This window comes from Azospirillum sp. (genome assembly GCF_050789165.1).
In genome coordinates this window covers 1-3,646 of record NZ_JBOZRT010000057.1, presented here as the reverse complement: position 1 = coordinate 3,646, position 3,646 = coordinate 1, and the positions used below count along the sequence as shown (strand labels likewise).

Annotated in this window: 5 protein-coding genes; 1 reads left to right on the top strand and 4 read right to left on the bottom strand. The window is 67.8% G+C overall.

The features are described from left to right. Positions 1-177 precede the first annotated feature (177 nt). The 4 genes from ACRWK7_RS13440 to ACRWK7_RS13425 are packed head-to-tail and all read right to left on the bottom strand — an operon-like array spanning position 178 to position 3,144. Positions 178-960 carry a long-chain fatty aldehyde decarbonylase gene (locus ACRWK7_RS13440; protein ID WP_431856747.1) on the bottom strand — a complete coding sequence of 261 codons (783 nt, stop codon included), beginning with the start codon at positions 958-960 and terminating at the stop codon, positions 178-180. Positions 961-996: 36 nt separating this feature from the next. Continuing rightward, positions 997-1,473: an OsmC family protein gene (locus tag ACRWK7_RS13435; RefSeq protein WP_431856746.1), complete on the bottom strand. Its 477-nt coding sequence runs from the start codon at positions 1,471-1,473 to the stop codon at positions 997-999. Positions 1,474-1,496: 23 nt separating this feature from the next. After that, positions 1,497-2,252 (bottom strand): ATP-binding cassette domain-containing protein, encoded by a 756-nt coding sequence (locus ACRWK7_RS13430; protein ID WP_431856745.1) that lies wholly within the window; start codon positions 2,250-2,252, stop codon positions 1,497-1,499. After that, the gene (locus ACRWK7_RS13425) at positions 2,245-3,144 is read right to left on the bottom strand and encodes a transporter substrate-binding domain-containing protein (RefSeq protein ID WP_431856744.1); all 900 of its coding nucleotides are present in this window, start codon (positions 3,142-3,144) and stop codon (positions 2,245-2,247) included. Before ACRWK7_RS13425 ends, ACRWK7_RS13430 begins: the two co-directional genes overlap by 8 nt. Before the next feature lie 149 nt (positions 3,145-3,293). Between ACRWK7_RS13425 and ACRWK7_RS13420 the strand changes: the two genes are divergently transcribed. After that, a complete protein-coding gene (locus ACRWK7_RS13420) occupies positions 3,294-3,482 on the top strand; it encodes a methyltransferase (RefSeq protein ID WP_431856743.1) in 189 nt (62 codons plus the stop codon). Positions 3,483-3,646: the final 164 nt, after the last annotated feature.

Sequence of the window (3,646 nt, the reverse complement as noted above, 5' to 3'; positions counted from 1 at the left end):
GGGCCACCACCGTCTTGTCGGTGCGGGCGAGCAGCACCGCGGCGATCAGGGCACCGAGGAAGCCGGTCGCCCCGGTGAGGAGCACCGCCTCACGCCCGGCGTGATGGAATCGGCAGGGTAGAACCGTGCGCATGGTCGTTTCTCCTCTGGTTGTCTCTCCTCACCGGGGCAGCGGCGTCAGGCGCGTGAGCAGCACGAGGGCGCCGGGGTCTCCGCCCACGGCCGGCTCTCGTACTCGGCCAGTTCGGCGACCAGCGGCGTCGTCACCTGGGTGTCGAAGCCGACGCGGTCGAGCATCTCCATGTACGTGTCGAGCGCCTCGATGCGGACCGCGTCGAGGTCGGTCTTGAAGCTGTCGAGCTTCAGCGTGCTGCACTGCACGCCGAGGTCGCCGCACAGCGAGACGCAGTTGTAGGACACCATGCTGAAGAGCTGCGGCATGACCTGGCGGTGCGTGCGGCTCAGGCTGCGGTGCACCTCGTCGGCGTCCTTGTCGAGCATGGCCTTGATCCGGTCGATGCCGATCTGCAGGTGGGACAGCTCGTCATGCAGGATGTTGCTGGCGACGCGGGCCGTCTCTTCGTCCGTGTTGCGGCACAGCGTGCGGTAGGCGACCACGGCCATGGTTTCGACCATGATGTCCTGGGCGATGAGGCAGGACGTGAGGTCGTTCTGCAGGGCGGCGCCCTGCACGTAGCGGCGCACCGTCTGCCACTGCGGCTCGACGATCTTCTGCATGACCGGGAAGCCCAGCCGCTGGCCGAGCTTGGCCAGCAGGCGGACATGCTTGGCTTCGTCGTGCGCCTGGTGGACGGTCTCGATCTTCTCTTCGGTGCCGGGCATCAGCGGCACCATGTGGGTGTAGTTGTCGATCGCCATGATCTCGCCGGCGACGGCGTTCGAGGCGATGTAGGCGAGCAGGTCGTAGTAGCGCTTCTCGCGGGACTGCAAGGTGTCCATGGTCATTCTCCTGAGGGGCTGGGGACGATGCGGGGGTCAGTCGATCAGTTCCGGCTGTTCGACCACCCAGTCCACGTTCACGCGGACGTCGATGCCCTTGCGCACCGAGCAGGTGACGGTGCAGTGGCAGCCGAAGCTGTCCTCGCACTGTTGGACCGCCGGGGTGCGCATGGCGATGGTCGGGCGGATGGTGATGTCGACGTGGTCGATGCGCGGCAGGCCGGCATCGTTCGGCTTGACGACGACGACCGCCTCGGTCTCGGCATCGAGCACCTTCACGCCCTGGTTCTTCAGCATCTCCAGCAGCGCCGCCGACAGGCAGTGGCCGAGCGCCGAGCCGAGCAGCGCCGGGGTGGAAGGGCCGCTGGCGTCGCCGACGGGGTCGGGTTCGTCCGAGACGTACGGGGCCCCGTGCACGAAGCCGTCCTCGTGGGCCTGCGATCGGAAGCGGTAGCGCTCCAGGTGCTTGAGGGTGACGGCGAAGCGGCGTTCGGTTTGTCCACGCATATCCATGGTGTAGGGTCTCCGTGTGGGGGTCAGGTGAAGGCAGGTTGCGGGAGGTGCGGACGGCGGGCGCCGGCCGCGGCGAGCAGCGCGGTGGTGCTGGCGCTGCGGTCCTGGTTGACGATGCGGCCGCGGTGCAGCTCGATGACCTGGTCGCAGACGTCGATGCATTCCTCGATCTTGTGGCTCGACAGGACGACGGCGGTGCCGCGGCCGACGAGCTCCTTGATGAGGCTGAGGACGGTGGTGGAACTGCGCGGGTCGAGCGCCGACGTCGGTTCGTCGAGGACGAGCAGGCGCGGCTCGCCCGCCATGGCGCGGGCCAACGCCACGCGCTGCTTCTGGCCTCCGGACAGGCAGCAGGGATACGCGTGCAGCTTGTCGCCAAGGCCGAGGCGGTCGAGGACATCCGCACCCCGCTCCCGCGCGGCGCGGCGGTCGTAGCCCGCCGCCGTCAGCGCGAGCTCGACGTTCTGCAGGGCGGTGCGGGTCTCGAAGAGCCCGACCTCCTGCAACACCGTCCCGGAGCGGCGCCAGACGTGGCGCGCCTCGCGGCTCGATCGGCCGGGGATGCGCGTCCCGAGGATGGTCACGCTGCCGGCGTGGGGTTGGCACAGCCCGTTGATGGTGCGCAGCAGCGTCGTCTTACCCGAACCGCTGGAGCCGCACAGCAGGGTGGTTTCGCCCGCGAGGCAGGCGAAGGACACGTCGTCGAGCAGCCGCTGGCCGTCGCGCTCGACGGCGACGCAGCAGAACTCGACCGTGGGATCGCAGTGTCGATCAGCCATTGGGCCACACCTCAATGCGCTCCTCGACCGGGATCGGCATGGCGCTGTTGGGACCGAACCAGCGGTCGTAGATGACGTCGTAGGTGCCTTTGGCCTGAAGCTGCTGGAGTGCCCGGTTGACGGCATCGCGCAGCTTGGAGTCGTTCTCGCGCAGGCCGATGCCGTCCTGCTTCATGCCGATGGCCTGGGAGGACAGGATGGTGAGGCCGAGGTGCTTTTTGGCGTAGCTGGCCAAGACCTCGTAGTCCTCGGCGTAGCCGGCGATGGCGCCCTGGCGCACCGCCTCGACGGCGGCCTGCTTGTTGCCGAACTCGACGATCTGGTCGGGCGACAACGTCTTGCCGTTTTTGGCGAGCCAGCCGCGCCAGTTGCCGATGGCGTGGCTGCCGCGGCTCATGCCGACGACCTTGCCGACGAGGTCGTCGTAGGATTTCACCTTGCTGCCGTCGACCAGGAAGGTCTGCTTGGACCAGAAGTAGGTCTGGCTGAAATCGACCGCGTCGTCGCGCTTCCAGGTGTGGCTCATGCTGGCCACGGCGACGTCGATCGAGCCGTTCTGCAGGTAGCTGATGCGGGTCATCTCATCGACCGGCACGCGCTCCAGCTTGACGCCCATCTCTTCGGCGACCCCCTGGGCGATGTCGACGTCGAAGCCGACCCACTGGCCTTTGTCGTCGATGAAGCTGTGGGGCGGGTTGTCGCGGCGGATGCCGGCGCGCAGGACACCACGCTCCTTGATGGCGGTCAGAAGCGTCTCGCCAGCTTGAGCTTCCGGAAACGCGCCACCGCTGGACAGGGCGGCCAGCACACCGGCGGTGGCGAACAGCGAACGAAGCAGGGTCCGGCGCGAGACCGGAAATGGCAGGGGACGCGACGTGTCGTGGCTGCCCATGGGCATCCTCCGGAATTGAGCGGTTGCGGGTTCGCAGCGCGCGGCGGAGGGCGATGGGGTATCCGACGCGGCGGCATGCATCCGACCCTGCCGGAGGTGCCTGGGAAAAACTGTGAGGCGGGCCACACGAGTGGGGTGTTAAACAGTCAATGGCGTGCCCCCCGCCGAACGAAGCGGCGGAGGCGAAGTTGATGGACCTCATAATGCTGGAGGGTCCTGGCGGTCAGGAACGCACCCGCGAGGAGTTCGCCGCTCTCCTGACCGCCGCCGGGTTCCGCTTGACCGACGTAATCCCAACCGGCGCGATGGTCAGCATTGTCGAAGCCGTGCCGACGTAGGTGTGTTCGTAGAGGCAGCCGTTTGCACAGGCATGGAGGCCGCCCCAAGCCGGTGCTGGTCCGCTTCTGGCGGATATCGTTGAAAAAGTCGGGCGCTGGCCGAGTGCTACCGTGCCGACCGCGAGGGGCCAGCGGGTAGAGGCCCCCTCATGCCGGGCTGGGTT

Excerpts from the sequence above, each read along its gene's own strand:
- ACRWK7_RS13420 (WP_431856743.1), top strand. The coding sequence starts at position 3,294 with ATGGCGTGCCCCCCGCCGAACGAAGCGGCGGAGGCGAAGTTGATGGAC.
- ACRWK7_RS13430 (WP_431856745.1), bottom strand. The coding sequence starts at position 2,252 with ATGGCTGATCGACACTGCGATCCCACGGTCGAGTTCTGCTGCGTCGCC.
- ACRWK7_RS13440 (WP_431856747.1), bottom strand. The coding sequence starts at position 960 with ATGGACACCTTGCAGTCCCGCGAGAAGCGCTACTACGACCTGCTCGCC.
- ACRWK7_RS13435 (WP_431856746.1), bottom strand. The coding sequence starts at position 1,473 with ATGGATATGCGTGGACAAACCGAACGCCGCTTCGCCGTCACCCTCAAG.
- ACRWK7_RS13425 (WP_431856744.1), bottom strand. The coding sequence starts at position 3,144 with ATGGGCAGCCACGACACGTCGCGTCCCCTGCCATTTCCGGTCTCGCGC.